The sequence below is a fragment of the Streptomyces sp. NPDC004610 genome (assembly GCF_040609715.1).
Classification (GTDB): Bacteria; Actinomycetota; Actinomycetes; order Streptomycetales; family Streptomycetaceae; genus Streptomyces.
Genome location: NZ_JBEXLA010000006.1, coordinates 137,207 through 163,468 on the forward strand (window position 1 = coordinate 137,207; position 26,262 = coordinate 163,468).

The 26,262-nt window shown below is 72.7% G+C and carries 25 protein-coding genes; 17 read left to right on the plus strand and 8 right to left on the minus strand.

The annotated features are described in order from the left end of the window. Positions 1-21 precede the first annotated feature (21 nt). The 3 genes from ABZX40_RS08645 to ABZX40_RS08655 form a co-directional block, all read right to left on the minus strand. The gene (locus tag ABZX40_RS08645) at positions 22-393 is read right to left on the minus strand and encodes a small secreted hydrophilic protein (protein WP_355736458.1); all 372 of its coding nucleotides are present in this window, start codon (positions 391-393) and stop codon (positions 22-24) included. 114 nt (positions 394-507) lie between these two features. Next, positions 508-789, minus strand: a complete 282-nt coding sequence (locus ABZX40_RS08650; RefSeq protein WP_355736461.1) for an Lrp/AsnC ligand binding domain-containing protein — start codon at positions 787-789, stop codon at positions 508-510. Further along, positions 786-1,538, minus strand: a complete 753-nt coding sequence (locus tag ABZX40_RS08655; protein WP_355736464.1) for a rhomboid family intramembrane serine protease — start codon at positions 1,536-1,538, stop codon at positions 786-788. Before ABZX40_RS08655 ends, ABZX40_RS08650 begins: the two co-directional genes overlap by 4 nt. A gap of 253 nt (positions 1,539-1,791) precedes the next feature. On the opposite strand from ABZX40_RS08655, the gene ABZX40_RS08660 reads away from it, so the two are divergent. The 5 genes from ABZX40_RS08660 to ABZX40_RS08680 all read left to right on the plus strand — a co-directional run bounded on the left by ABZX40_RS08660 (position 1,792) and on the right by ABZX40_RS08680 (position 7,289). Next, on the plus strand, positions 1,792-2,031 hold the full coding sequence (locus ABZX40_RS08660; RefSeq protein WP_355736467.1) for a hypothetical protein: 240 nt from the start codon (positions 1,792-1,794) through the stop codon (positions 2,029-2,031). Positions 2,032-2,093: 62 nt separating this feature from the next. Then, complete coding sequence (locus tag ABZX40_RS08665) at positions 2,094-3,443, plus strand: NYN domain-containing protein (RefSeq protein WP_355736470.1); 1,350 nt, start codon at positions 2,094-2,096, stop codon at positions 3,441-3,443. A 306-nt stretch (positions 3,444-3,749) separates the two neighbouring features. After that, positions 3,750-4,784, plus strand: a complete 1,035-nt coding sequence (locus tag ABZX40_RS08670) for an NlpC/P60 family protein (RefSeq protein WP_355736473.1) — start codon at positions 3,750-3,752, stop codon at positions 4,782-4,784. Positions 4,785-5,008: 224 nt separating this feature from the next. After that, a complete protein-coding gene (locus ABZX40_RS08675) occupies positions 5,009-6,031 on the plus strand; it encodes an NlpC/P60 family protein (protein WP_355736476.1) in 1,023 nt (340 codons plus the stop codon). A 28-nt stretch (positions 6,032-6,059) separates the two neighbouring features. After that, entirely contained in the window at positions 6,060-7,289 is a 1,230-nt protein-coding gene (locus ABZX40_RS08680; protein WP_355736479.1) for a hypothetical protein, read from the plus strand. A 7-nt stretch (positions 7,290-7,296) separates the two neighbouring features. On the opposite strand, the gene ABZX40_RS08685 is transcribed toward ABZX40_RS08680, so the two are convergent. Then, positions 7,297-8,523: a glycosyltransferase family 87 protein gene (locus tag ABZX40_RS08685; RefSeq protein WP_355736811.1), complete on the minus strand. Its 1,227-nt coding sequence runs from the start codon at positions 8,521-8,523 to the stop codon at positions 7,297-7,299. Between the two features lie 81 nt (positions 8,524-8,604). Between ABZX40_RS08685 and ABZX40_RS08690 the strand changes: the two genes are divergently transcribed. Beyond that, entirely contained in the window at positions 8,605-9,747 is a 1,143-nt protein-coding gene (locus tag ABZX40_RS08690; RefSeq protein ID WP_355736482.1) for a glycosyltransferase family 4 protein, read from the plus strand. A 145-nt stretch (positions 9,748-9,892) separates the two neighbouring features. Here the strand turns inward: ABZX40_RS08690 and ABZX40_RS08695 are convergent, their stop codons facing one another. Continuing rightward, positions 9,893-11,689 (minus strand): AMP-binding protein, encoded by a 1,797-nt coding sequence (locus ABZX40_RS08695; protein ID WP_355736485.1) that lies wholly within the window; start codon positions 11,687-11,689, stop codon positions 9,893-9,895. 326 nt (positions 11,690-12,015) lie between these two features. Between ABZX40_RS08695 and ABZX40_RS08700 the strand changes: the two genes are divergently transcribed. The 6 genes from ABZX40_RS08700 (at position 12,016) to ABZX40_RS08725 (ending at position 17,286) form a co-directional block, all read left to right on the plus strand. Next, positions 12,016-12,822 carry a metallophosphoesterase gene (locus tag ABZX40_RS08700; protein WP_355736487.1) on the plus strand — a complete coding sequence of 269 codons (807 nt, stop codon included), beginning with the start codon at positions 12,016-12,018 and terminating at the stop codon, positions 12,820-12,822. Positions 12,823-12,889: 67 nt separating this feature from the next. Beyond that, positions 12,890-13,330, plus strand: a complete 441-nt coding sequence (locus ABZX40_RS08705) for an SRPBCC family protein (protein ID WP_355736490.1) — start codon at positions 12,890-12,892, stop codon at positions 13,328-13,330. 126 nt (positions 13,331-13,456) lie between these two features. Next, positions 13,457-14,620, plus strand: a complete 1,164-nt coding sequence (locus ABZX40_RS08710) for an ArsA-related P-loop ATPase (protein ID WP_355736493.1) — start codon at positions 13,457-13,459, stop codon at positions 14,618-14,620. A gap of 56 nt (positions 14,621-14,676) precedes the next feature. Continuing rightward, positions 14,677-15,207, plus strand: a complete 531-nt coding sequence (locus ABZX40_RS08715; RefSeq protein WP_355736496.1) for a DUF5304 domain-containing protein — start codon at positions 14,677-14,679, stop codon at positions 15,205-15,207. A gap of 79 nt (positions 15,208-15,286) precedes the next feature. Beyond that, entirely contained in the window at positions 15,287-16,240 is a 954-nt protein-coding gene (locus ABZX40_RS08720) for an ROK family glucokinase (RefSeq protein ID WP_355736499.1), read from the plus strand. A 272-nt stretch (positions 16,241-16,512) separates the two neighbouring features. Continuing rightward, entirely contained in the window at positions 16,513-17,286 is a 774-nt protein-coding gene (locus ABZX40_RS08725; protein WP_355736502.1) for an endonuclease/exonuclease/phosphatase family protein, read from the plus strand. 101 nt (positions 17,287-17,387) lie between these two features. Here ABZX40_RS08725 and ABZX40_RS08730 read toward each other — a convergent pair whose 3' ends face one another. Continuing rightward, on the minus strand, positions 17,388-18,041 hold the full coding sequence (locus tag ABZX40_RS08730; protein WP_355736505.1) for a hypothetical protein: 654 nt from the start codon (positions 18,039-18,041) through the stop codon (positions 17,388-17,390). Next, entirely contained in the window at positions 18,034-18,849 is an 816-nt protein-coding gene (locus ABZX40_RS08735) for an alpha/beta fold hydrolase (protein ID WP_355736507.1), read from the minus strand. The genes ABZX40_RS08730 and ABZX40_RS08735 overlap by 8 nt, the downstream gene beginning before the upstream one ends. A 173-nt stretch (positions 18,850-19,022) precedes the next feature. Here ABZX40_RS08735 and ABZX40_RS08740 point away from each other — a divergent pair, with 173 nt between their 5' ends. The 5 genes from ABZX40_RS08740 (at position 19,023) to ABZX40_RS08760 (ending at position 24,212) form a co-directional block, all read left to right on the plus strand. Beyond that, entirely contained in the window at positions 19,023-19,778 is a 756-nt protein-coding gene (locus ABZX40_RS08740) for a lysophospholipid acyltransferase family protein (RefSeq protein WP_355736510.1), read from the plus strand. A gap of 164 nt (positions 19,779-19,942) precedes the next feature. After that, on the plus strand, positions 19,943-21,178 hold the full coding sequence (locus tag ABZX40_RS08745) for a DUF5931 domain-containing protein (RefSeq protein WP_355736513.1): 1,236 nt from the start codon (positions 19,943-19,945) through the stop codon (positions 21,176-21,178). Continuing rightward, a complete protein-coding gene (locus ABZX40_RS08750; protein WP_355736516.1) occupies positions 21,175-21,867 on the plus strand; it encodes a response regulator transcription factor in 693 nt (230 codons plus the stop codon). The genes ABZX40_RS08745 and ABZX40_RS08750 overlap by 4 nt, the downstream gene beginning before the upstream one ends. Before the next feature lie 203 nt (positions 21,868-22,070). After that, positions 22,071-23,099: a 6-phosphofructokinase gene (locus ABZX40_RS08755; protein ID WP_355736814.1), complete on the plus strand. Its 1,029-nt coding sequence runs from the start codon at positions 22,071-22,073 to the stop codon at positions 23,097-23,099. A 117-nt stretch (positions 23,100-23,216) separates the two neighbouring features. Next, entirely contained in the window at positions 23,217-24,212 is a 996-nt protein-coding gene (locus ABZX40_RS08760) for a 2-hydroxyacid dehydrogenase (RefSeq protein ID WP_355736519.1), read from the plus strand. On the opposite strand, the gene ABZX40_RS08765 is transcribed toward ABZX40_RS08760, so the two are convergent. After that, the gene (locus ABZX40_RS08765; protein ID WP_355736522.1) at positions 24,164-26,068 is read right to left on the minus strand and encodes an anthranilate synthase family protein; all 1,905 of its coding nucleotides are present in this window, start codon (positions 26,066-26,068) and stop codon (positions 24,164-24,166) included. The genes ABZX40_RS08760 and ABZX40_RS08765 overlap by 49 nt on opposite strands. Positions 26,069-26,262: the final 194 nt, after the last annotated feature.

Here is a 26,262-nt window from a genome sequence, read left to right on the forward strand (position 1 = left end):
GAGATCCGCGCGCGACCCCGGTCAGCCGTCGTCGCCGCCGCCGATGCCGTCGTCGTCCGCGTCGTCGTCCCCGCTGCCGGCCGGTCCGCCTCGGTCGTCGTCATCGTTTCCGCCGGTGGTGCTGGAGTTGCCGGGTGTGCTGGGCGTGGTGGGGGTGCCGGGGGTGCCGGTGGTGGGTGGGGCGTCGGTGGCGGGGGGCGGGGAGACCACCTCGTCGCTGGGGGTGGGGGCGGGGACGTCGGGGTTCGCCGTCGGGGAGCCGCTGTCCAGTTCCACCTTGGCGGGCACCTCGGGGGACTCCGGCCGGTCGGTGAGGGCGAAGCTGGTCGCGGCGATCCCGAGGGGGATCACGACGACGGCGGCGAGGGCCGCGATTCGGTGGGAGAAGACCATGGTCTCGATGCTCGGCGCCGGGGACGGGAGTGGGGATGAAGCTTGGGTGAGGGTTTCTTCATGTTCCTCCCCCGGCGCCGCACCAGCCAAAGCCCCGCGAAGCCGCCCGGTGTGCTAGGAATCCAGGCCGATCGCGAACGCCGCCTCCAGGTCGTGCTGGGAGTACGTGCGGAACGCGACATGCGTGTCCGTGCCCTCCACGCCCGGGATCTTGCTGATGCGGCCCGGGATCACCTCGGCGAGGTCCTCGTGCTCCTTGACCCGGACCATGGCGATCAGATCGTACGTACCGGTGACGGAGAAGACCTCGCTGACGCTGTCCAGCGCGGCGATCTCCTCGGCGATCTCGGGGATCCGGTCCACGCTGGTCTTGATCAGGACGATCGCGGTGATCACGGCTGGTTCTCTCCCTCGGGGGCCGGAGCTGGGGCGGGCTTGGCGGGCTTCACTCTAACCGTCCGCCCGAACCGGGCCCACGCGTAGCCGAAGCCCAGGCCGAAGCCGATCAGATGGGCCAGATAGGCGACCCCGGGCCCCCGCTCGGCCCGGCCCGCCGCGATCCACTGGAGGGTCACCCAGAACGGCAGCACCACCCACGCCGGAAAGCGCACCGGCAGAAAGAACAGGAACGGCAGCAGACTGGTCACCCGCGCCCGGGGGAAGGCACACAGAAAGGCGCCGAGGACCGCGGAGATCGCCCCGGAGGCGCCGACCAGCGACTGATCGGAGTCCGCGTGCGCGGCGGCGTAGCCCAGCAGGGCGAGATAGCCGCAGCCGAGATAGAAGAGGGTGAACTCGACGCGGCCCATCCGCTCCTCGGTCAGCACCCCGAAGACGTAGAGGAAGAGCATGTTGCCGAGCAGATGGACCCAGCTGCCGTGGATGAAGAGCGCGGTCGCGGGGGTCAGCGCGGCCCGGGGTTCACCTTCGAACAACTGTGCGGGCACGACACCCCAGTGCCGGAAGTAGGCGCGCTGCGCGGCCAGCAGGGCGTCCCCGGTGCCGTAGGACGGATTGAACCCGGAGGCGGGGCCGATCAGGAAGATCAGACAGCAGACCGCGATCAGGGTGTACGTCATCGGGCCCGCCGGCCGGCGCAGCGCCGCCACCGCCCGGCCCGCCGTCCCGCTCCAGTTGCCGATCATGGCTACAGAGCATGACGTACCGGGACGCAACCACGCAGACCGCCTCGCCGCCGTCCCGGGATGGGCGTCGCCCGCCCCCCAGGCCGTAGGGTTACCCCCCGACATGCTCGGAGCGCCCGGCGTGTCGCGGACACTGGAAGGGGCGCTCGGCGCTCCGGGGCGCTCCCGTGCCCCTCCCGGCGCACGCGGGGGTCAAGGAACGCTCGGGCCCCGACGAAGACGTAGGACGAAGAGAAGGAAGCGGACGCCCACGATGACGGTTCCCCTGCCCACCGCCACCTCGCGGTGGCGCTGCACCCTCTGCGGCAATCTGACCCGCTTCGATGTGACGCGCTCGTCGAAGGTCGTCGAGTACGTCCATCTGGACCTGGCCGGGGAGCCGAAGGTCGAGGAGCGCGAGGTGCTCAGTGAGACCATCGAGTCGGTGCGCTGCCGCTGGTGCAACGCGGTGGACCAGGTGGAACTCGTGGACAGGCCGGGCACCGACTCCTGACGGAGCCGGGGCCCCCGACCGCCGATCCCGTGCGGGGATCGGCACAGGTATTGGGGTGACGGATGGTGGAGACCACAGGCGGGGGGCCGGGCGACGGCGCCGCTGAGGTGCTCGACCGTCCACTGCCCGACGGGGTGCGCCGCCGGGTCGTGCAGATCGTGTCCGACGGCTTCGGCGGGCTGACCGTCGCCGAGCTGCCCGCGCAGCTGCGGCAGTACGCCCGCTTCGCCCCCAACCGGCGGGCCAAGTTCGCCGGGAACGCGATGGCCGCCGCCCTGGAGACCGACGCGCTGTTCCGGCAGCGCATCGGCGAGAAGCTGCGCGAGGCCCAGCCGGAGCTGACCGGCGCGCTGGACTCCGGTGCCCCGCCGCCCGCCGCCGATCCCCTCGATGTGGCGGCGGCGGCCTATGTGCTGCGGCCCCCCGGCTGGGTGAAGCTGGTCACCGCGGCCGGCGAGGAGGCCCAGCGCGCGGACGCCGAGCGCGCCGACGAGGAGAGCCGCGCCGAACTGGAGCGGCTGCGCACCGAGCTGGCCACCGCCCAGGACCAGATCCGCGCCGAGACCGAGCGGCTGCGCACGGAGCTGGACAGCGCCCGCAAGGAAGCGGAATCGCTTCACCGCAAACTGCGCGCCGCGGTCAGCGATGTGCGGCGCGGCGAGGCGGCGCTGCGCAAGGTGCAGAGCGAGCTGGAGGCGGTGCGCGCCGAGGGGCAGGCCCAGGTGTCCGCCGCCGAGAGCGAGTCCCGGCGCCTCAAGGCCCGGCTCGGTGAGTCCGAGGCCGCCCTGGAGGCCACCCGGCGGGCCGCCCGCGAGGGCCGCAGCGTCGAGGACATGCGGGTCAGACTGCTGCTGGACACGGTCCTGGACGCCGCGCAGGGCCTGCGCCGCGAACTCGCCCTGCCGCCGGTGTCGGTACGGCCCGCGGAGACCGTGGACGCGGTCGAGCCGGGCCGGATGACCCCGAAGGACATCGCCGCGCGGGCGCTGTCGGAGCACGACCCGGCCATTCTCGACCAGTTGCTCGCGCTGCCGCAGGCGCATCTGGTCGTCGACGGCTACAACGTCACCAAGACCGGCTATCCGCAGATGCCGCTGGAGAAGCAGCGGCTGCGGCTGCTCGGCCAGCTCGCCCAGCTCGCCGCCCAGTCCGGCGCCGAGGTCACCTGTGTCTTCGACGGGGCGGAACTGGCCGCGCCGGTGCTGCTGGCGCCGCCGCGCGGGGTCCGGGTGCTGTTCTCCAAACCGGGGGTCACCGCCGACGAGCTGATCCGGCAACTGGTGCGCGCCGAGCCGCCGGGGCGCCCGGTGATCGTGGTCTCGACCGACCGCGAGGTGGCCGACGGGGTGGCGCGGGCCGGTGCCCGGCCGGTGGCGTCCGTGGTCCTTCTGAAGCGGTTCGCCCGGGGCTGACCCCTTGCCGGGGATCCGCCCCATGATCGGTGGGACACCCCAAGCGCAACCTTCGGGCCCATTGCCCGAATTAGTGGGATCTTCCCGCGACATACGGTCAATCCGGCATCACGGGATGTGAGTTGTGTGTAAATAATGGCCGGTGGGGCGAGATTTTTCAGCTGAGGATTTGAACTGATCACAACCGGGTCACTAGGGTCTGGGCTCGAACCTCCACTCGGTTGATCACTCATCAGGGGTGACGGTGGAGGGACACCGCCCACCGGCGTGTCGGTAGGCGGCTGGAGGAAGAAGGAGATCGCCCCCGTGGCGTCCCACCGTCGACCCAAGCAGCCGAGCCGCACCCGTGTGACCGTGCTGACCACCGCGGCCGCCGCCGCCGTCGCCCTCAGCTCCCAGGCCGCCCAGGCCGCCCCGAGCGAGAAGCCGACCAAGGACGAGGTCAAGGCGAAGGTCGACAAGCTCTACGAAGAGGCCGAGGCCGCCACCGAGAAGTACAACGGCGCCAAGGAGAAGCAGGAGAAGCTCCAGAAGGAGATCTCCACCATCCAGGACAATGTCGCCAAGGGCCAGGAAGAGGTCAACGAGCTGCGCGAGGGCCTCGGTTCGATGGCCAGCGCCCAGTACCGCGCCGGCGGCATCGACCCCTCCGTCCAGCTCTTCCTCTCCGCCGACCCGGACGACTACCTCGACAAGGCGTCCACCCTCGACCAGCTCAGCAGCCAGCAGGTCGACGCCCTGGGCAAGATCCAGGACAAGCAGCGCGAACTCGCCCAGGACCGCGCCGAGGCGTCCGAGAAGCTCCAGGACCTCTCCACCACCCGCGAGGAACTGGGCAACAAGAAGAACGAGGTCAAGGCCAAGCTCGCCGAGGCCCAGAAGCTCCTCAACTCGCTGACCGCCGCCGAGAAGGCCGCCCTCCAGGAGGAGGAGCAGCGCGCCAGCCGCGACTCCACCGAGCGCGTCTCCCTGGGCGACGCCCCGACCGGCTCGGGCCGCACCATGTCGGCCTACGCCGCCGCCCAGAGCGTCATCGGCAGCCCCTATGTCTACGGCGCCTCCGGCCCCTCCTCCTTCGACTGCTCGGGCCTGACCTCCTGGGCCTACGCCCAGGCCGGGATGCAGATCCCCCGCACCTCCCAGGCGCAGGCCAACGCCGGTACCCGCATCTACAGCCAGTCCGACCTCAAGGTCGGCGACCTGGTCATCTTCTACGGCGATCTGCACCACGTCGGCTTCTACGCGGGCAACGGCCAGATCCTGCACTCCCCGCGCACCGGCGCCGTCGTGCGTTACGAGTCGATCAACAACATGCCCTTCCAGTTCGGCGTGCGGATCTGACCCGCGTCGACCCACGACACGGCCTGCCCCCCGAACGAGGGAATCCACGTGCCGTGAAGTGACCCCACGCCCCGCCGGTGACCTGCGTCAGCGGCGGGGCGTCACTGTGCGTACGCACGGAGGTCTTTGGCCGAGGCCCCGTCGCACGGCTACTGTCTGCCGCGCTTGAGTCGTCCAATGCGTGCGCGTGCAGTGAGCGCCCAGTGAAAGGGGCACGGCTTCCCGTGGGGTCCCATCGCCGTCAGACACCGTCCGGGTTCGACCGAGGGTCGTACGTCGCCGTCTCCGTCCTCACCGCGGTCTCCGCCGCCGTCGCCGCGCTCGGCGCCGCCCCGGCCACCGCCGCCCCCGCCGATGACACCCGGGCCGAGGTCGACCGGCTCTACACCGAGGCCGAGCAGGCCACCGAGGCGTACAACAAGGCCGACGAACGCACCGGCACCCTGCGCGGCGAGGTCCGCCGCACCCAGGACCGCATCGCCCGCCAGCAGGACCGCGTCAACGAGCTGCGCGAGGCCCTCGGCTCGCTGGCCGGCGCCCAGTACCGGGCCGGTGGCGTCGACCCCTCCGTCGCCCTGCTGTTCTCCGACGACCCCGACGACTACCTCGACAAGGCCGCCGTCCTGGACCGGATCAGCACCCGGCAGGCCGCACAGCTCACCGAGCTGCGGGGCGCCCTGCGCGAGCTGGCCCAGGAGCGCACCGAGGCCACCGGACGCCTCGCCGAACTGGAGCGGAGCCGCAAGGCCGTCGCCGCCCACAAGAAGACCGTCGAGGGCAAGCTCGCCAAGGCCCGCGAACTGCTCAACGCGCTGCCCGACGACGACCGCGCCGCCTACGACCGCGCCTCCCGCTCCGGCCGCACCGATCCACCCGCCCCCTCCGGCGCCCGGCCCGCCTCCGGCCGGGCCGCCGCCGCGGTCGCCGCCGCCCGCTCCGCCATCGGCAAGCCCTACATCTGGGGCGCCAACGGCCCCAGCGGCTTCGACTGCTCCGGCCTCACCCAGTGGTCCTACGCCCAGGCGGGCATCGCCATCCCCCGCACCTCCCAGGGCCAGCGCCACGCCGGCCACCATGTCCCGCTCGCCCAGGCCCAGCCCGGCGACCTGGTCACCTACCGCTCCGACGCCAGCCATGTCGGCATGTACGTCGGCGACGGACAGGTCGTCCACGCCCCCTACCCGGGCGCCCCGGTGCGCTACGACCCGGTCGGCATGATGCCGATCGACTCGGTGACACGCGTCTGAATCCTCCGCTCCCCTTACGATCGGGAGGATGGCTGGACGACGGCGGGCACGGATATCCGGGGTCACCCCGGGCGCCGCGCTGTGCGCGCTGCTGCTGACCCTGGTGGCGCTGGTGTCCTGCGGCCGGACGCCCGCCCCGGACACCGGCCGCGCGGACGTCCAGCGGCTCCTGGACCGCCGTGCGGCGGCCCTGCTGGCCGGCGACACCGTCGCCTACCGCGCCACCGGCACCCCCATCGGCTGGGAGAACCTCGGCTCGCTGCCGCTGGCCGACTGGTCCTACCGGGTCACCGGCCTCGCCCCCGCCGCCGGTACCCGCGCCACCGACACCTTCACCGCCGACGCCGAGCTGAGCTACCGCCTCCAGGGCTACGACCGGGCCCCCGTCACCACCGCCCGCACCCTCACCCTCACCCGCGCCCGGGACGGCGTCTGGCGGCTCACCGCCGACCGGCCCGCCGAGAAGTCCGGACAGCAGCTGTGGGACCAGGGCCCGGTCCAGGTCATCCGGGGCACCCGCAGCCTGATCCTGGGCGTCGGCCGCACCCCGCAGTCCCTGCGCGACTTCGCCGCCCTCGCCGACCGGGCCGTCCCGGCCGTCTCCGACGCCTGGGGCCCCGACTGGGGGCGGCACGTCCTGGTCCTCGTACCGAAGTCGCTGGAGGGCATGGCGGGGCTGCTGGGGTCGCCCGCGTCCTCCTACCGGGGCATCGCCGCCGTCACCACCGGCGAGGTCGGCGCCACCGGGGACGCCCCCGCCGACCGGATCATCATCAACCCCGACGCCTACGCCGTCCTCGGCGACACCGGCAAGCAGGTCGTGCTCACGCACGAGACCACCCATGTCGCCACCCGGGCCCACACCAACGCCGCCACCCCGCTGTGGCTCTCCGAGGGCTACGCCGACTGGGCCGGCTACCGGGGTACCGACCGCACCCCCGCCGAGGTCGCCCCCGAACTCGCCCGCGCGGTCGCCGCCGGAGAAGTGCCCGAGACCCTCCCGGCCGACGACGACTTCGGCTTCACCGACGACCCCGCGACCCTGGCCCGCGCCTACGAGTCCGGCTGGCTGGCCGCCCGCATGATCGCAGGCCACTGGGGCGAGCCCCTGCTCGGCGACTTCTACCGCGCGGTCGCCGCCCACGGGAAGCGCGAGGGCGCGGTGTCCTCGGCCCTGACGAAGGTGCTGGGCGTGAGCGAGGAGCAGTTCACCAAGGAGTGGCGGGAGTATCTGGTGACACAGCTGTCGGCGGGGTGAGCGCCGCTCAGGAGGGGACGCGGCTGCCCTGCTCGCGGGCCGGTTCCGCCGGCGGCAGGGGAGCGCGGGCGGACCTCGCCGGTACCGTCTCCCGCCACAGGATCCGCGCCGCGAGCAGCGCCGCCGCGACCAGCAGCCCGTTGCGCACCACCAGCAGCGTCACCCCCAGCGCGTCGCTCGCCACCACATGCGAGAACCACAGCGGGAACTCCAGCACCGTCGCCAGACACGCCAGCAGCACCAGCACCACCGGCACCCGCATCCGGCTGGCCCGAAAGCCCAGGCACACCGCCGCCGTGCCGACCAGCCACACCATGTACTGGGGGCTGATCACCCGGCTGGTCACCGTGAACATCAGCACCCCGACGAAGGCCGCGTCCGCCGCCGTCCACGCCTCGAACCGCGCCGCCCGCAGCCGCCACAGCAGCAGCCATCCGAACGCCAGCCCCGACAGCACCAGCGCCGCCGCGCTGACCACCTCCACATACGGGCCGAGGAACTCCACCGACCCGTAGTTCAGCAGCACCTGCCCCTCCCAGCCGAAGTGCCGGGCGACATGGAACACCAGCGACCCCAGCGACTCCACCTCCGTGCCCCGGTCCCGCTGGAAGGTCAGGAACGCGAACGCCCCCGGCATCGCCAGCCAGCTCACCGCCGCCACCACCCCGGCCGCCACCAGCGCCGCCCCCCACGCCCGGCGCCGGACCACCCCCAGCAGCACCAGCGCCGGCCACACCTTCAGCATCGCCCCGAACCCCGCCAGCGCCCCCATCAGCCGGGGATACCGGGCCCCCGCCAGCAGCGCGCCCACCGCGACGGCGGTCACCATCACGTCATAGCGCGCGTACACCGTCGGGCCCAGCAGCGGGACGCCCACCACCCACACCCAGGCCCCGCGCAGCGAGCGGCCCCGCCCGGCCGCCGAGGTCAGCAGCAGCAGCGTCACCACCAGGTCCGCGGCGAAGGCCAGCACGAAGAACGCCTGCGCGTACTCCAGGAACGGCAGCAGGGCGGGCGACAGGATCGGCAGCGCGGCGGCGGGCGGGTACTGCCAGGTGACATCGTCCAGCGGGAACGTCCCGGTGCGCAGCACCTCGTACCAGCCCTGGTAGATCACCGAGACATCGCTGGTGACATCCGGACCCGGGAAGACCCACACCTTCATCACGAACAGCAGCAGGAGCACCCGGGTCAGGGCCCAGAGCGCGATCAGCCACGGCAGCGTCCGCCACATCCCCGACTTTTCCACTGAAGCCCCTGTTCCCGCGCCCGGCCGTGCCGAGCGGTGAGTCTACGTTGGGTAGGCTCGGCGGCGATGCGCAAGACCCTCGTCGTCACCAACGACTTCCCGCCCCGCCCCGGCGGGATCCAGGCGTTCCTGCACAACATGGCCCTGCGGCTGGACCCCGAACGCCTCGTCGTCCACGCCTCCACCTGGAAGCGCGGCCCCGAGGGCGCCGAGGCCACCGCCGCCTTCGACGCCGAGCAGCCCTTCACCGTGGTCCGCGCCCGGACGACGATGCTGCTGCCGACCCCGGGCGCCACCCGCCGGGCCGTCTCCCTGCTGCGCGAACACGGCTGTACGGCGGTGTGGTTCGGGGCGGCGGCGCCGCTCGGTCTGATGGCCCCCGCGCTGCGCCGGGCGGGCGCCGAACGGCTGGTCGCCACCACCCACGGCCACGAGGCGGGCTGGGCCCAGCTCCCCGCGTCCCGCCGCTTGCTGCGCCGGATCGGCGAGGGCACCGACACCCTCACCTACCTCGGCGAGTACACCCGCTCCCGGATCGCCGCCGCGCTCACCCCCGAGGCCGCCGCCCGGATGGTCCAACTGCCGCCCGGTGTCGACGAGAAGACGTTCCACCCCGGCTCCGGCGGCGCCGAGGTGCGCGCCCGCCTCGGCCTCACCGACCGGCCGGTGGTGGTCTGTGTCTCCCGGCTGGTCCCGCGCAAGGGCCAGGACACCCTGATCCTCGCCCTGCCCCGCATCCTGGCCCACCACCCGGACACCGCCCTGCTGATCGTCGGCGGCGGCCCCTACGAGAAGGAGCTGCGCCGCCTGGCCCGGGAGACCCGGGTGACGGACTCGGTGGTCTTCACCGGAGCCGTCCCCTGGGCATCCCTGCCCGCGCACTACGGCGCCGGTGATGTCTTCGCGATGCCCTGCCGGACCCGGCGCGGCGGCCTGGACGTCGAGGGCCTCGGCATCGTCTACCTGGAAGCCTCCGCGACCGGCCTCCCGGTCGTCGCCGGCGACTCCGGCGGCGCCCCCGACGCGGTCCTGGACGGCGAGACGGGCTGGGTGGTCCGAGGAGCGTCCCCCGAGGACACAGCGGACCGCATCATCGCCCTCCTGACCGACGAGGAACTCCGCCGCAGAATGGGGGAGCGGGGCCGCCAGTGGGTGGAGGAAAAATGGCGCTGGGACCTATTGGCAGACCGCTTGAGGGCTTTGCTGTAGAGAAACCCGAGGTTCAACGCGGGAGGCTTTGGCTTTTATCTTTTAGGGGCGCTGGGGGTACCCCCTCTGGGGGAGGAACTGCGCGACCAGCCACAATCAACCCGCACCCGCCCCCAACCATCAAGCCGCACCCCCCTTAGGCGCGTCACTTCCCGTAAAGCCCCTCAATCTCCCCAGCGAAATCCTTGGCAACAACATTCCGCTTCAGCTTCAGCGACGGAGTCAAATGCCCCGACTCCTCACTGAACTGCCCCGGCAGAATCCGGAACTTCCGCACCGACTCCGCCTTCGACACCGCCGCGTTCCCGTCATCCACCGCACTCTGGATCGCCGCCACCAGCTCCGGATCCCCGGCCAACGACGCCGCGGTCGAGCCGGAAGGCTTACCGCGATCCGCGGCCCACCGCCCCAGGAACTCCTCGTCGATCGTGATCAGCGCGCCCACGAAGGGCCGTCCGTCGCCGACCACCATGCACTCGGCGACCAGCGCATGCGCCCGGATCCGGTCCTCGATCACCGCCGGGGCCACGTTCTTGCCGCCCGCGGTGACGATGATCTCCTTCTTGCGCCCGGTGATCCGGAGGTACCCGTCCTCGTCCAGGGTCCCGACATCACCGCTGTGGAACCAGCCGTCGGCCAGCGCCTCGGCGGTCGCGGACGGGTTGTTCCAGTACTCCTTGAACAGATGCTCGCCGTGCAGCAGCACCTCGCCGTCGTCGGCGATCCGCACCACCGACCCCGGCAGCGGCTGCCCGACCGTGCCGATCTTCTGCCGGTCCCAGGGGTTGAACGTGGTCGCCGCGCAGGTCTCGGTCAGCCCGTAGCCCTCCAGGACGGTGAAGCCGATGCCGCGGAAGAAGTGCCCGAGCCGCTCGCCCAGCGGGGCGCCGCCGGAGATGGCGTACTCGCCGCGCCCGCCGAGCACCGCGCGCAGCTTGCCGTAGACGAGTTTGTCGAAGATCTTGTGCTTGACGCGCAGGCCGAACGACGGGCCGGACGGGGTGTCCAGCGCCTTGCTGTAGGCGATGGCGGTGTCCGCCGCCTTGTCGAAGATCTTGCCCTTGCCGTCCGCCTGCGCCTTGGCGCGCGCCGAGTTGTAGACCTTCTCGAAGACGCGCGGGACGCCCAGGATCAGCGTCGGCCGGAAGGTGGCCAGTTCATCGGTGAGGTGCTTGATGTCCGGGACGAGGCCCAGCTTGATCGGCGCCATCATCGGCGCGATCTGCACCAGCCGCCCGAAGACATGGGCGAGCGGCAGGAACAGCAGCACACTGCACTCACCGGTGCGGAACAGCGGGCGCAGCCGCTCCACGGCGTTGCCGCACTCCGCGAAGAAGGCGCGGTGGGTGAGGACACAGCCCTTGGGGCGGCCGGTGGTGCCGGAGGTGTAGACGATGGTCGCGGGGTCGTCGGCCCGCGCGAGGGAGGAGCGCTCGTCGACGGTGTCCTCGGAGACGTCCCGGCCGAGCCGCCCGAGTTCCTCGACCGCGCCGCCGTCGATCTGCCAGACATGCTTCAGCGCGGGCAGCCGGTCGCGGATCGACTCCAGTCCGGCGGCGTGCTCCGCGCTCTCCACCAGGCACGCGGTGACGCCCGAGTCCCCGAGGATCCACTGCACCTGCTCGGGCGAGCTGGTCTCGTACACCGGGACGGTGATCCCGCCCGCGGTCCAGATCGCGAAGTCCAGCAGCGTCCACTCGTAGCGGGTGCGGGACATCAGGCCCACCCGGTCGCCCGGCTGCACACCCGCCGCGATCAGGCCCTTGGCCGCCGCGCGGACCTCGGCGAGGAAGACGGTGGCCGTCACGTCCTGCCAGGCGCCGCCGGCCTTGCGGGCGATCACGGCGACGTCGGGATGCTGCGCGGCGTTTCTGCGGACGATGTCGGTCAGGTTGCCGTCCGCGGGGACCTCGTACAAAGCCGGAAGACTGAACTCGCGCAAGACTGCTGCTCCTCATAGGGCGCCGGCGCCACGACGTTGTGTGATGCGACGGTGCGGTCCAAGGCTCGGGCAGGTGCTCAGGGCGCTGCGCCGGGGCGCGGGGCCCTGTGGCCGAAAACCTGGGCACGACTGGACGGGCCGGACGTTACCCGCCGGTATGGCGTCTTCGACAGGGGGCCCCGGCGAGATGTTCGCTGCGTCACACAGATTGCTGTTCCTGTTGCTCCTCTGCGCGCACAGTAGTCCACCCCTTTCCGGACCGGCCAGTAACCGGTGGTCTATCCGACACTGTTCACTTATGCCGCCCCCGCCTACCCTTGATCACCATGGCCCCCTCACCGGACTCAGCGGACGGCAACCGCCGCCACCGTGTGCATGTGATCAGCGACGTGCACGGCAACGTCCGGGACCTGGCCACCGCCGGTGCGGGCGCGGACGCCCCGATCTGCCTCGGTGACCTGGTCCTCTTCCTCGACTACACCGACCACGCGCGCGGCATCCTCCCCGACCTCTTCGGCGCCGAGAACGCCCGCCGGATCGTGGAACTGCGCACCGCCCGGCGCTACACCGAGGCCCGGGAGTTCGGCGCCCGGCTGTGGGCGGGGGTCGGCGAGGACCGGGCGGCGGTCATCGAGCGGGCGGTGCGGGGCCAGTACGCCGAACTGTTCGCCGCCTTCCCGACGCCGACGTACGCCACCTACGGCAATGTCGACATCCCGCACCTGTGGCCGGAGTACGCCGGAGCGGGCACCACCGTCCTGGACGGCGAGCGGGCCGAGATCGGCGGCTGGACCTTCGGCTTCGTCGGCGGCGGCCTGCGCACCCCGATGCGCACCCCCTACGAGATCGACGACGAGGAGTACGCGGCGAAGATCGAGGCCGTCGGCGAGGTCGACGTCCTGTGCACCCACATCCCGCCCGAGGTGCCGGAGCTGGTCTACGACACCGTCGCGCGCCGCTTCGAACGGGGCTCGCGGGCGCTGCTCGACGCCATCCGCCGGACCCGGCCGCGCTACGCGCTGTTCGGGCACGTCCACCAGCCGCTGGTGCGGCGGATGCGGGTCGGGGCCACCGAGTGCGTGAACGTGGGGCACTTCGCGGGGGCGGGGCGGCCCTGGGTGCTGGAGTGGTGACCGGCCCTGTTCGACCGCGCGGTAGCCTTCACGCTGTCTATTCGGCCGCATCGGAGGAGCCACGGCGATGGCGGAACACACCAGCTCTAGCATCACGATCGAGGCGGCCCCCGCCGAGGTCATGAAGGTGATCGCGGACTTCGCCCGCTACCCCGACTGGACCGGCGAGGTGAAGCAGGCCGAGGTGCTCGCGACCGACGCGCGGGGCCGGGCCGAGCAGGTGCGGCTGGTGATGGACGCCGGGGCGATCAAGGACGACCAGACGCTCGGATACACCTGGACCGGGGACCACGAGGTGTCCTGGACCCTGGTGAAGTCCCAGATGCTGCGCTCCCTGGACGGCTCGTACCTGCTCCGGCCCGCCGGGACGGCGACGGAGGTCACCTACCGGCTGACGGTCGACGTCAAGATCCCCATGCTCGGCATGATCAAGCGCAAGGCGGAGAAGGTCATCATCGACCGCGCGCTGGCGGGCCTGAAGAAGCGGGTGGAGTCGGGGACGGCGTAGGTCCCGATCCGGGGGGCGGGTGCCCCGGCGCCCCCGGGAGTCGCGGTCGGCCCCTGCTTGAGGGGTGCGGGAACTGCGCGACCCGCCACAGACCACCCGCACCCGACCCGACAACCCCAGGACCCCATGCGAACCCTCCTCGTCACCGGCCCCGGCGGAGCCGGCCGCACCACCATCGCCGCCGCCACCGCCCTCCGGGCAGCCCGCCAGGGCACCCGCACGCTGCTCATCGGCACCGACCCCACCGACACGCTCGGCACCACCCTCGGCACCACCCTGGACGGCATCCCCGGCCTCACCGTCCGCCACCCCGACGCCACCGCCCGCTTCCGGCAGGACCTCGCCGCGTTCCAGGACCGGGCCGGCACCGTCCTCGACCTGCTGGGCGCCGGCCGCCTCGACCCCGAGGAACTCACCCCCCTGCCCGGCGCCCCCGAACTCGCCGTGCTGCGCGCCCTGCGCACCGCCGCCCTCGCCGAGGACGCCCATGACCTGGTCGTCGTCGATCTGCCGCCGATCGAGCAGGCCCTCGCCCTGCTCGCCCTCCCCGAGGAACTGCGCCGCTATCTGCGCCGGCTGATGCCGCCCGAGCGGCAGGCGGCCCGCGCCCTGCGCCCGGTCCTCGGCCGCCTCGCCGGCGTCCCCATACCCCCCGAGTCGCTCTACGAGACCGCCGCCCGCTGGGATCTGGAGCTGGCCGCCGCCGAGGCCGTCGTGGCCGACCCGGACACCAGCGTGCGGATCGTCGCCGAACCCACCCCGGCCGGTGCCGACGCCGTCCGCACCGCCGTCCTCGGTCTCGCCCTGCGCGCTCTCGCCCCCGAGGCGGTGATCGCCAACCGGGTCCTCCCCGAGCACACCGAGGACCCCTGGCTCGCGGGCCCGGTCGCCCAGCAGCGCAAGACCCTGGAGGAGTGGCGGGCCGGATACCCCGGGTCCCTGTGCCAGGTCCCGCACCTGGGGCACGACCCGCGCGGCGCCGACGACCTCGCCGCGCTCCCCGTCCCCGGCGCCACCCCCCGCCCCGCCCCCGTCGAGTGGCCCGTCGCCGACCGGCTCGCGGACGAGGGTGTGCTCGTCTGGCACATCCCGGTGCCCGGCGCCTCGCGCGAGGACCTCGATCTGGTCCGGCGCGGCGACGAACTCGTCCTCGGCTCCGGACGGTTCCGGCGGATCGTTCCACTGCCCTCCGCGCTGCGCCGCTGCACCGTCGTGGGCGCCGGGCTGCGCGACGGCGAGCTGCGCATCCGGTTCGCCCCCGACCCCGGGCTGTGGCCGACGGCCCGCTGAGGGCTCCGCGCCCGTTCGGGTAACGTCGTAAGGACGAAACGTAGTCAGGAGTCGCCATGAGCGAAGAGCGCCAGCCCGCCGACGCCGCCCCCGGGCCGGCGACCGACAAGGACGCGCCGGTCGCGCCGGTCTCCGACGCCGACGCCTGGGCGACCGCGTGCGCCGAGGACCTCGCCGAGGAGAAGGCCCGCCGCCGCGCCCAGCACGGCAGCCCGCCCGGCTCGGCCGCCGACGAACTGCTCCGGCTGGTCGACACCGTCGCGGACAAGCTGTCCGGCCTCGGGACCCCGCTGCTCGGCCCGGTGGCCGGGACGGCGGCCCAGCAGGTGGTCCGCCAGGTCGTCCAGCAGGCCAGATCCGTGGTGGAACCGGTCATCGAGCGCAATCCGGATGTCTTCGATCATCTCGCCGGGGCCGGTCAGGAACTGCTCGCCGCGTACCGCTCCGCCGTCCAGGCGCAGGAGCAGCGCTGGACCGCCCGCGCCGGAGATCTCGGCACCCCGCGGGACCGGACCGGCGAGGACGGCGAGGACGGCGACGACGACGACCCGCCCGCCGGTCCCCACCAGCGGATCGACCTGGACTGAGGGCTGTTGGAGCCCCGTGGGCCCCGGCCGCCTCGGGTACGGTTGGCCTTAGCGGGGCTCGACCGGAACTGAGGGATTCATGGGACTCACCATCGGCGTCGACATCGGCGGCACCAAGATCGCGGCGGGTGTGGTAGACGAGGAAGGCAACATCCTCTCGACCCACAAAGTGCCCACTCCGGGCACGCCCGACGGCATCGTGGACGCCATCGCCGCCGCCGTGGAGGGCGCACGCGCGGGGCATGAGATCGTCGGCGTCGGCATCGGCGCCGCCGGCTATGTCAACCGCGAGCGGTCCACGGTGTACTTCGCGCCGAACATCGACTGGCGCGAGGAACCGCTGAAGGAGAAGGTCGAGGCCCGGGTCGGGCTCCCGGTCGTGGTCGAGAACGACGCCAACGCGGCGGCCTGGGGCGAGTACAAGTTCGGTGCGGGCAAGGGCCACCGCAATGTCATCTGCATCACCCTGGGCACCGGCCTGGGCGGCGGCATCATCATCGGCAACAAGCTGCGGCGCGGGCACTTCGGGGTGGCCGCCGAGTTCGGCCACATCCGGATGGTCCCGGACGGGCTGCTGTGCGGCTGCGGCTCCCAGGGCTGCTGGGAGCAGTACGCCTCCGGCCGCGCCCTGGTCCGCTACGCCAAGCAGCGCGCCAACGCCACCCCGGAGAGCGCGGAGATCCTGCTCGGGCTCGGTGACGGCAGCCCCGACGGCATCGAGGGCAAGCACATCTCCATGGCCGCCCGGCAGGGCGACCCGGTGGCCGTCGACTCCTACCGCGAACTGGCCCGCTGGGCGGGCGCCGGTCTCGCCGACCTGGCCTCGCTCTTCGACCCCTCCGCCTTCATCGTCGGCGGCGGCCTCTCCGACGAGGGCGAACTCGTCCTCGACCCGATCCGCAAGTCCTACAAGCGCTGGCTGGTGGGCGGCAACTGGCGCCCGGTCGCCGAGGTCATCGCCGCCCGACTGGGCAACGAGGCGGGCCTGGTAGGAGCAGCGGACCTGGCCCGCCAGCCCGACCCGACGATGTAACCCCGCCTGGCACAGGGGCCCGGCCTTACGAACGCCGGGCCCCTGCGAACGCCGGGCGCCGGGCCTTACGAACGCCGGGCCCTACGAACGCCGGGCCGCTGCGAACGCCGGGCGCCTGCGAGCGCCGGGCCGCTGTGACGCCGCTAAAGGGGCGCGGGGAACTGCGCGACCAGCCCCCCACCACGGCCACCCGCGCACCACCCCTCACCCCACCCCCTTGGGCGCCCCAAACCCCACCCAACCCCCCATCCCCCCGCGTTACATTGGCCCCCATGCCAACCCCCCTATCCCCCCTCCCCCCCTTCCCCCCCTCCACGACGGAGTCGCCCGCCGTCATCCGCGTCCTGACCTACAACATCCGCTCCCAGCGCGACGACCAGCCCGCCCTCGCCCGAGTGATCAACGCCTGCGCCCCCGACCTCGTCCTGGTCCAAGAAGCCCCCCGCTTCTTCCGCTGGCGCAAAAAGCTCTCCCGCCTGGCCGCCGCCACCAACCTCGTGCTCCTCTCCGGAGGAGCCCCCGCCGCGGGCCCGGCCCTGCTCTGCACCCTGCGCGCCACCGTCCTGCGCACCGAGGACGTCCTCCTCCCCCTCACCCCCGGACTGCACCGCCGAGGCTTCTCGACGGCAGTCGTCCGCTTCGGCGCCTCCGCCCCGCTCGGCGTCCTCAGCGCCCACCTCAGCCTGGACAGGACGGAGCGCCACGCGCAGAGCGGCATGCTGCTCGACCGGCTCGCCGCACTCGGTGTGGAGCACGCGGTCGCCGGCGGCGATCTCAACGAGCGGCCCACCGGCCCCAGCTTCCGCCGCCTCGCCGAGAGCCTCCAGGACTGCCGTACGGTCGCCCCCTGGGGCGGCGCGGACGGCGAGGACACCTGGGTCCGCACCGAACCCCACAGCCGGATCGACGCGATCTTCGCCACCCGGGGCATCGAGGTGCTCGCCTGCGGTGTGCCGCACGGTCTGCCCGGCGTGCGGGAGAACGACCTGAGGGCGGCCACGGACCACCTTCCGGTCCTCGCCGCCCTCAGAATCCCACCCGCCTGACCCAGCACCTGACACCCAGCACCCGACCCGGCACCTGACACCCAGCACCCGAGCCGGCACCTGACCCGGCACCCGACCCAAACGGCGTTCGCCGCCCCGCGTCAGACCACCGCGCCCCGCCCGGGGTCCTCCCCGTCCTCGTCGTCCGTCCGCATCCGGGCCACCAGCGTGGAGAAGCCGCCGAGGAAGCCGCCGATGCCCAGCGTCGCCAGCCACCAGGTCATGTCCCAGCTCAGCAGCACCGCCAGCAGAAGCAGCAGCGGCCCGCCCACCACCGCGAGCCAGGCGAACTTCGCCGTGACATCGGCCGTGGGCAGCGGCGGCGGCTCCGGCGGGACGAAGTGCCCCTCGTCGGTCTCGTCCAGATCGTCCTCGGACGGCTCGGCCACGCTGTAGTCACGCGGGCCACCGCCCCCGACCCCCGGGGCGAAGGCCACCGAACCGCCGAGCGGCGCCGGTGTCTCCTCCTTGGGCTCCGCGTCCCCCGCGCTGCTCGCGGCAACGCCCTCCGTACCGCTCTCCGTACCGCTCTCCGCGCCGTTCTTCTCGCTCTCCAGGAGCGCCAGATCCTCCACCGACTTGAAGGGCTTGGCGCCCGGCGGGTCCTTCGGTTCGTCCCCGTAACCGGCGACGATCGCCGCCCAGGCGGCCTCCTCGTCGAAGGGGACGTTCTGCTCGTCCGGCTCGGGCCGCTCCCGGTCGTCCCGCCGGTCGCGGTCCTCCCGGTCCTCGCGGTCGGAGTCGTGCTCAGCCACCTGCGGCCGTCCCTTCCTTTCCGGAGCCCTTCCCTGCCTGCTCACCGGCCGCCGTCACGGCACCCGGCGCGTACCGGTCCACGAAGGCGCGGCTCTCCTCGAAGATCCGGCCGGCGTCATGGTCCAACGTCGCCACGTGGTAGCTCTGTTCCAGCAGCACCTCACGGATCTCGGTGGAGGAGACCCGGCTGAGGATGCGCGTCGAGTCCTGCGGCGGCACCACATGGTCCTGCGGGCTGTGCAGCAGCAGCAACGGCTGGGTGACCTGCGGCAGCTCACCGTCGACGAGCTGGAGGAACCGGCGCAGCGAGTGCGCCGCGTGCAGCGGCACCCGCGCGTAGCCGATCTCCACCGCGCCGGGCTTGGCGATGTCGCTGGCGATGCCCTTCGTCGTCCGGACCAGATGGCGGGCGACCGGGAGGGCGTGGGCGCTCAGGCCGTGCACCTTGTTCGCCGGGTTGACGACGACCACGCCGGTCACCGCCTCTCCGTGCCGGGCGGCCAGCCGCAGGGCGAGGGCGCCGCCCATGGACAGGCCGAACACGAACACCCGGGCGCACCGCTCGGTGAGGGCGAGCAGCGCGCGGTCCACCTCCGCGTACCAGTCCTGCCAGCCGGTGAGCTGGAGGTCCTCCCAGCGGGTGCCGTGGCCCGGGAGCAGGGGCAGCGAGACGGTGAGGCCGTGGGCGGCCAGATACTCCGCCCAGGGGCGCAGCGACTGGGGGGAACCGGTGAATCCGTGGCAGAGCAGGACGCCTACCTCACCGCCGTCATGGCGGTAGGGCTCGGCTCCGGGGAGGACCGGCACCTCGGTCTCCTGTTCATCAGAAGGGCGTCTCGGCGTCTCGGCACGAGAGCCGCACGAACGACTCGGGTGTCCTTCACCGTACGCGACCGCACTGACACCGACCAGGGCCGTCGGGTCCTTTGCGGGGCCTCCGGGTTAAGGTCTGACCGACAGACACAGGAGGCACTCGGTTGTTGTACGGCGCCATGAAGGTTTCCGTCGGGGGTTCGCTGAAGCTCGTCTTCCGCCCCTGGGTGGAGGGCCTGGAGAACGTCCCCGCCGAGGGCCCCGCGATCCTCGCCAGCAATCACCTCTCCTTCTCCGACTCGTTCTTCCTGCCCGCGGTGCTGGACCGCAAGGTCACCTTCATCGCGAAGGCCGAGTACTTCACCACCCCGGGCGTCAAGGGGCGGCTGACCGCGGCGTTCTTCAAGGGCGTGGGCCAGCTCCCGGTGGACCGCTCGGGGGCGCGCGGCGCGGGGGAGGCCGCCATCAGGAGCGGCATAGAGGTGCTGGAGCGCGGCGAGCTGTTCGGGATCTACCCGGAGGGCACCCGCTCGCCCGACGGCCGGCTCTACCGGGGCAAGCCCGGCGGTCTCGCGCGCGTGGCGCTGGCCACCGGCGCCCCCGTCCTCCCGGTCGCGATGATCGACACGGAGAAGATCCAGCCGCCCGGCAAGGTGCTGCCCAAGGTGATGCGCCCCGGCATCCGGATCGGCGCCCCGCTGGACTTCAGCCGCTACCAGGGCATGGAGCACGACCGTTTCGTGCTCCGGGCGGTGACCGACGAGGTCATGTACGAAATCATGAAGCTCTCCGGCCAGGAGTACGTCGACATCTACGCGACCGCCGCCAAACGGCAGCTCGCGGAGGCGGCCAAGGCCGACAAGGAGGCGGCGAAGGACGCCGCCAGGGAAGCGGCCGGAGCCGGAGGACGGCCCGGCGCATAGGCGCCAGGTCCTCGGGGCGAACGGCCGCCCCGCCGGTCCCGTACCCGGCACTCTGGGGACCGGACGCCGTACGGCGGAGGCACCGCGCCGGTCCGGTACGGCGGCCACCGGCACGGGTACGGCGGGTGGCACAGGGGCACGGAAACACGGTCGGGGTGGGGGAGATGGCCAAGCGCGAGCGCGTCATGCGGATGTCGGTCGAGCAGCCGCTGTGGCGTGCCCTGGCCGCCTACCGGGTCCTCACCCTCTTCTACGCCATCGGCCTGTTCGCCAGCGCCTACGACCAGTTCGCCCGCCCCTGGGTCGCCGTCGGCTACTTCGCGCTGCTCGCGGTGTGGACGTTCGCCACCCTGCCCCGGGTCGCGGGCGCCGACAGCTGCACCAAGCGCTTCCTCGCCGCCGATCTCACCGTCGCGGTCGCCGGGATCCTGCTCACCCGGGTCGCGGACTCCGCCGAGCGGGTCGACGCGGGCGGGCCGACCCTGCCGTCGATATGGACCGCCGGGGTCGCCCTCGCCTTCGCCATCAAGGGCGGCTGGCGCTGGGCCGCCGTCGCCTCCACCCCGATCGCCGTCGCCAATCTGATCCACCGGGGCGTGCCCGCCCGGGACACCGTCCACAATGTGATGCTCGTCTGGGTCGCCTCCATCGCCATCGGCTATGTCGTCGAGGTGGCCCGCGCCTCCGAGCGGACCCTCGCCCGCGCCCTGGAGATCGAGGCCGCCACCCGCGAACGGGAGCGCCTCGCCCGGGACATCCATGACGGGGTGCTCCAGGTGCTGGCGATGGTGCAGCGGCGGGGCGCGGTCATCGGGGGCGAGGCGGCCGAGCTGGGGCGGATGGCGGGCGAGCAGGAGGTGGCGCTGCGCACCCTGGTCTCCGGCGGTCTGCTGCCCGTCTCCCGGATCTCCGAGGACGCCGCCGAGGGCGCCCTCGTCCGGGCCGTCGAGGAGCCGGACGACGACGGCGGGCCCGTCGATCTGCGGACGCTGCTCGCCCCGTACGCGAGCGGGCGGGTGAGTCTGGCGGAGCCCGGCGCCCCGGTGGTGCTGGGGCCCGCCGCCGCGCGGGAGCTGACGGCGGCCGTCGGGGCGGCGCTGGACAATGTGCGCCGGCACGCCGGGGACGCGGCGCGGGCCTGGATCCTGGTCGAGGACGAACCGGACGCGGTGATCGTCTCCGTCCGGGACGACGGGCCGGGCATCCCCGAGGGGCGGCTCGCGCAGGCCGAGGGGGAGGGGCGGCTCGGGGTGGCCCAGTCCATCCGGGGGCGGCTGCGCGACCTGGGCGGCTCGGCCGAGCTGATCTCCACGCCCGGACAGGGCACCGAGGTCGAGCTGAGGGTCCCCAAGGACTCCGACGACAGCAAGGACACCGAGATGGCACGGGGGAGACGATGAGCGACGGCGGGCAGCGGCAGGGGCCGATCAGGGTGATGGTGGTCGACGACCACCCCATGTGGCGCGACGCCGTGGCCCGGGACCTCACCGAGGCCGGGTTCGAGGTGGTCGCCACCGCCGGTGACGGCGAGCAGGCGGTGCGCCGGGCCAGGGCCGCCGCCCCGGACGTGCTGGTCCTGGACCTCAATCTGCCGGCCAAGCCGGGTGTCCAAGTGTGCAAGGAACTGGTCGGACACAACCCGGCGCTGCGCGTTCTGGTGCTCTCCGCGAGCGGGGAGCACGCCGATGTGCTGGAGGCCGTGAAGTCGGGCGCCACCGGCTATCTGCTGAAGTCGGCGTCCACCGAGGAACTCCTCGACGCGGTGCGCCGCACGGCGGTCGGCGACCCGGTGTTCACCCCCGGCCTCGCCGGGCTGGTCCTCGGCGAGTACCGCCGCCTCGCCTCCGAACCGGCCCCCGGTCCCGGCACCGACCCCGACGAGCCGGGCGCCCCCCGGCTCACCGACCGCGAGACCGAGGTCCTGCGGCTGGTCGCCAAGGGCCTCAGCTACAAGCAGATCGCCGAACGCCTGGTCATCTCGCACCGCACGGTCCAGAACCACGTCCAGAACACCCTGGGCAAGCTCCAGTTGCACAATCGCGTCGAACTGGTCCGGTACGCCATAGAGCGCGGCCTCGACGAGGAGTAGCGGGCGGTACCCGCGAGGAATGCCCGGGTGGTGGTTGCCGCCCCGCGCGCAGAGAAGTCCCCGCCGGACCCTGCCGAAGTGACCTGCATCACCCTTACCGTGCTTGCAGGCTCCCAGAGCTTCCAGAGCCTTCCACGGCACACGGCAGCACCTCGCACGGCACACGGCAACCGCGGCGAAGGGGACTTTCCATGCGGGATTCCATGCGCGTCGGCGTACTGACCGGGGGCGGCGACTGCCCGGGGCTCAACGCCGTCATCCGGGGCATAGTCCGCAAGGGCGTGCAGGAGTACGGCTATGAGTTCACCGGCTTCCGGGACGGCTGGCGCGGCCCCCTGGAGGGCGACGCCATCCGTCTCGACATCCCGGCGGTCCGGGGCATCCTGCCCCGCGGCGGCACCATCCTCGGCTCCTCGCGCACCAACCCCCTCAAGCAGGAGGGCGGCATCGGCCGGATCAAGGAGAACCTCGACCGGATGGAGGTGGACGCGCTCATCGTGATCGGCGGCGAGGACACCCTCGGGGTCGCCGCGGAACTCACCGACGCGCACGGCGTGCCCTGCGTCGGCGTCCCCAAGACCATCGACAACGACCTGTCCGCCACCGACTACACCTTCGGCTTCGACACCGCCGTGAACATCGCCACCGAGGCGATCGACCGGCTGCACACCACCGCCGAGTCGCATATGCGGGTCCTGGTGGTGGAGGTGATGGGCCGTCACGCCGGCTGGATCGCCCTGCACTCCGGGCTCGCGGGCGGCGCCAATGTCATCCTCATCCCCGAGCGCCGCTTCGATGTCGACCAGGTCTGCGCCTGGGTCACCTCCCGCTTCCGGGCGTCGTACGCGCCGATCGTGGTGGTCGCGGAGGGGGCCAGCCCCCAGGACGGGGACATGGTCCTCAAGGACGAGTCGCTGGACTCCTTCGGGCACGTCCGGCTGTCCGGGGTCGGCGAATGGCTCGCCAAGCAGATCGAGAAGCGCACCGGCAAGGAGGCCCGCACCACCGTCCTCGGCCATGTCCAGCGGGGCGGCACCCCCAGCGCCTTCGACCGCTGGCTCGCCACCCGCTTCGGACTGCACGCCATCGACTGCGTCCGCGACCGCGCCTTCGGCTCGATGGTCGCGCTGCGCGGCACCGACATCGTCCGGGTCCCGATCGCGGACGCCACGGCCCGGCTGAAGACCGTGAGCCCCCAGCTGTACGAGGAGGTGGGCGTCTTCTTCGGCTGACCCGGGGGACGGGCCCGGTGGGGTGGGGGAGAGGGCCGTACCGTCAGGTGCGCTCGGCCCGCGCCTCCCTCACCCCGTACCGTCGTAGGCCCATACCTCCGTCGACGGGGAGCAGCCGTGGAAGTCCTGGCGTTCGGTGTGCAGGCCGACGAGAAACCCCTCCTCGAACGCGCGTTCAAAGGTCACTGCGGCATCCGCTGTCTGGATGTCTTCCTCAACGAGGACACCGCGCCGATCGCCCACGGCCACGAGACCGTCTCCACCTCCGTCAACGCCGACCTCGGCCCCCGCGTCCTGGAGACCCTCGCGGCCGGCGGCACCCGGCTGGTCGCCCAGCGCTCCACCGGCTTCAACAACATCGACCTCGCCGTCGCCGAACGCCTCGGCCTGACCGTCGCCCGGGTGTCGTCCTACTCCCCGTACTCCGTGGCCGAGTTCGCCTGGACCCTCGCCATGGCCGTCAACCGGCGGATCGTGCGCGCCTCCACCCGCACCCGGGACTTCGACTTCCGGCTCGACGGTCTGATGGGCCGCGACCTGCACGGCCGTACGGCCGGGGTGATCGGCACCGGCAAGATCGGCGAGTGCTTCGCCCGGATCGCCCACGGCTTCGGGATGCGGCTGCTCGGCTGGGACATCGCCGAGAACCCGGCCTGTCTCGCCCTCGGCATGACCTACGTCCCCAAGGAACGACTCCTCGCCGAGTCCGACCTGGTCTCCCTGCATGTCCCGCTGGTCCCGGAGACCCTCCGGCTCATCGACGCCGACGCCCTGGCCGCCATGAAGGACGACGCCATCCTGGTGAACTCCAGCCGCGGCGGCCTGATCGACACCGCCGCCCTGGTCACCGAGGTGCGCGCGGGCCGCTTCACGGGCGTCGGCCTCGATGTCTACGAGGCGGAGGCGGGCCTGTTCTTCCTCGACAAGTCCCTCGAACCGGTCGAGGACGACACCCTGGCCCGCCTGGTCACCTTCCCCAACGTCCTGGTCACCTCGCACCAGGCGTACTACACCCGCGAGGCCGTCGGCCAGATCGTCGACACCACCCTCGGCAACGTCCTGGACTATCTGGCCGGCCGCCGCTCGGACAACGTCCTGGTGCCCCGGAGCTGACCGATCAGCTCCGTCACCACCGCCGCCCCCTCCAGGCTCAGCACCGACTCCGGATGGAACTGCACCCCCGCGAACCCGGGCCCCCGTACGGCATGCACCTCGTCGTTCGCCGCCCGCTCGATCTCGATGCCGTGGGCCGCCAGCTCCTCGGCCACCTCGTCGTCGCAGCGCGCCACGAAGCTGTTGTAGAAACCGGCCGTCACGGTCCGCCCGAACAGCTCGATCACCGTCTGCGCCCCCTGGTACGGGACCTCCTTGCGGACGATGTCCAGCCCCAGCTCGGCCGCGATCAGCTCATGGCCGAGGCAGACCCCGAGGACACCCCCGGTGTGGTCGCGGAGCACCTCGGCGGTCAGCTCCCGCAGGAACGCCATCTTCGGATCGCCCAGATCGCGCGGGTCACCGGGACCGGGGCCCAGCACCACCGGGCCCTCGTGCGCCCGTACCGCCGCCCGCAGCCCCGGCTCGTCGTAGCGGCGGACGGTGACCGTCAGCCCCGAGGAGCGCAGGACGTGCGCGAGCATCGCGGTGAAGGTGTCCTCCCCGTCGACCACCAGGGCGTGCCCGCTCAGCGCGGTGCCGCGCTCCTGCATCCGCAGCCAGAAGGGTGCCAGCCGGGCCCGGCGTCCGTCGAGCGCCGCCCGCACCCGGGGATCGTCGGCCAGCCGGGGCCGCGCCTCCCCCGCGTCCGGCCGGGACGGACGCACTCCCAGCGCCGCCAGCACGCCCGCCGCCTTGGCATGGGTCTCGGCGACCTCGCCCGCCGGGTCCGAGCCCCGCACCAGCGTGGCGCCCACCGGCACCCGCAGCCGCCCGTCCGCACCGATGTCGGCGGTACGGATCAGGATCGGGGAGTCCAGGGTCTGCGCCCCGCCACCGTCCCGGCCGAGCAGGGCCAGCGCCCCGGCGTAGTAGCCGCGCCCGCCGCTCTCGTACCGCTCGATGACCCGGCAGGCGTTCTGCACCGGCGAGCCGGTCACCGTCGCCGCGAACATCGTCTCCCGCAGCACCTCCCGCGCGTCCAGCGACGACTTCCCGCGCAGCTCGTACTCGGTGTGCGCGAGATGGGCCATCTCCTTCAGCCGGGGCCCGACCACCACCCCGCCCATGTCGCCGACCGTGCACATCATCTTCAGTTCCTCGTCCACCACCATCGACAGCTCCTCGATCTCCTTGCCGTCGGCGAGGAAGCCGAGCAGATCCTCGGGGGTCGGGCCCCCGGCCGGGTAGCGGTACGTGCCGCTGATCGGGTTCATCACCACCGTCCCGCCCGCCATCCGCACATGCACCTCCGGGCTCGCCCCGACCAGCGTCCGGTCCCCGGTGTGCACCACGAAGGTCCAGTACGCGCCCCGCTCACCGGTGAGGAGCCGCCGGAACAGCGCCAGGGCGTCCGCCCGCGAGAACCCCGGGACCGTCCCCTCGTAGGTCCGCCGGATCACGAAGTTCGCGCCCTCGCCGCCGCCGATCTCCTCCCGCAGCACCCGCCCGACGATCTCGCCGTACGCCTCGTCGTCGACGTCGAAGCCACCGCCCTCGACCGTCACCCCGTGCGCGGGCAGCTCGGCCAGCACTCGCTCCAGGGGCAGCAGGCGGGTCTCCTCCGGGACCAGGGCGAGCAGCGGGGTGCCGTCGTCCCGGACATCGAAACCGCGCTCGCGGATCTGCCGGAACGGGATCAGGGCGAGCGCGTGATCGGGAAGATCGGCGAGCCGTTCGTAGGCCGTCACCGGGCCGCGCAGCAGTTCCACGGTGTCCTGGTCGTGGCCGGGGGTGCGGCGGCGCAGCAGGGCGAACGGGCGGGGATCGGTGAGCAGGGTGTCGAGCGAGGCGGTGGGGTGTGTGGTGAGGTCCACGGCGGGGCTCCTTCTCCGTCAGGGGTGAGCGGGGAGGAGCGGCCGGGCCCGGAAAACACCGAAGGCCGCCCCTCGGGCGGCCTTCGCGAGTCTGGGTACGCGCAGTCAGTGGGCCGCCGGATGAGCGGTCCACCACCAGGACTGGTGCGAGATCTGGCACGGATGCGCGAACATGCCGGGCACCCTACCCCATG

Coding starts and splice junctions, on each gene's coding strand:
- ABZX40_RS08680 (WP_355736479.1), top strand. CDS start 6,060: ATGGCTGGACGACGGCGGGCACGGATATCCGGGGTCACCCCGGGCGCC.
- ABZX40_RS08745 (WP_355736513.1), top strand. CDS start 19,943: ATGGCCAAGCGCGAGCGCGTCATGCGGATGTCGGTCGAGCAGCCGCTG.
- ABZX40_RS08710 (WP_355736493.1), top strand. CDS start 13,457: ATGCGAACCCTCCTCGTCACCGGCCCCGGCGGAGCCGGCCGCACCACC.
- ABZX40_RS08685 (WP_355736811.1), bottom strand. CDS start 8,523: ATGTGGCGGACGCTGCCGTGGCTGATCGCGCTCTGGGCCCTGACCCGG.
- ABZX40_RS08660 (WP_355736467.1), top strand. CDS start 1,792: ATGACGGTTCCCCTGCCCACCGCCACCTCGCGGTGGCGCTGCACCCTC.
- ABZX40_RS08665 (WP_355736470.1), top strand. CDS start 2,094: ATGGTGGAGACCACAGGCGGGGGGCCGGGCGACGGCGCCGCTGAGGTG.
- ABZX40_RS08705 (WP_355736490.1), top strand. CDS start 12,890: ATGGCGGAACACACCAGCTCTAGCATCACGATCGAGGCGGCCCCCGCC.
- ABZX40_RS08655 (WP_355736464.1), bottom strand. CDS start 1,538: ATGATCGGCAACTGGAGCGGGACGGCGGGCCGGGCGGTGGCGGCGCTG.
- ABZX40_RS08720 (WP_355736499.1), top strand. CDS start 15,287: ATGGGACTCACCATCGGCGTCGACATCGGCGGCACCAAGATCGCGGCG.
- ABZX40_RS08700 (WP_355736487.1), top strand. CDS start 12,016: ATGGCCCCCTCACCGGACTCAGCGGACGGCAACCGCCGCCACCGTGTG.
- ABZX40_RS08645 (WP_355736458.1), bottom strand. CDS start 393: ATGGTCTTCTCCCACCGAATCGCGGCCCTCGCCGCCGTCGTCGTGATC.
- ABZX40_RS08715 (WP_355736496.1), top strand. CDS start 14,677: ATGAGCGAAGAGCGCCAGCCCGCCGACGCCGCCCCCGGGCCGGCGACC.
- ABZX40_RS08750 (WP_355736516.1), top strand. CDS start 21,175: ATGAGCGACGGCGGGCAGCGGCAGGGGCCGATCAGGGTGATGGTGGTC.
- ABZX40_RS08725 (WP_355736502.1), top strand. CDS start 16,513: ATGCCAACCCCCCTATCCCCCCTCCCCCCCTTCCCCCCCTCCACGACG.
- ABZX40_RS08755 (WP_355736814.1), top strand. CDS start 22,071: ATGCGCGTCGGCGTACTGACCGGGGGCGGCGACTGCCCGGGGCTCAAC.
- ABZX40_RS08690 (WP_355736482.1), top strand. CDS start 8,605: ATGCGCAAGACCCTCGTCGTCACCAACGACTTCCCGCCCCGCCCCGGC.